The sequence below is a fragment of the Asaia sp. VD9 genome (assembly GCF_037150015.1).
Lineage (GTDB): Bacteria > Pseudomonadota > Alphaproteobacteria > Acetobacterales > Acetobacteraceae > Asaia.
The window spans coordinates 1-261 of sequence record NZ_JBBCQM010000046.1 but is presented as its reverse complement, the minus strand read 5'-3'; the positions used below and the strand labels follow the sequence as shown (position 1 = coordinate 261).

General features: G+C 61.7%; 1 pseudogene. It reads right to left on the bottom strand.

Going from position 1 to position 261, the window contains the following annotated elements:
- Positions 1-261: pseudogene (locus tag WFJ47_RS16495) on the bottom strand (calcium-binding protein); the annotation flags it as partial.

The following is a 261-nucleotide window of genomic DNA, read 5'->3' as shown; positions in this document are numbered from 1 at the left end:
ACAGCGCGCCAGAGACGCTGATCGACTGGTTCACGCCATGATAGACGGAAAGGTCGCCTGCGGCAGAGATGGTGTCGCCCACCGTGCCGACGATGGTGCCCGTGCTTCCCGTGAAGTTCACGGTTGATCCGGTACCGCCGAAGATCGTGCTGTTGACGCCAACCGAGATCTGGCTGCCGGTCAGCGCTGCATCGACGATGAGCGAGTTCGACTGCAGGTTGACGATGGAGTTGCCGCCCAGGATCGTGACTGTATCCGAGG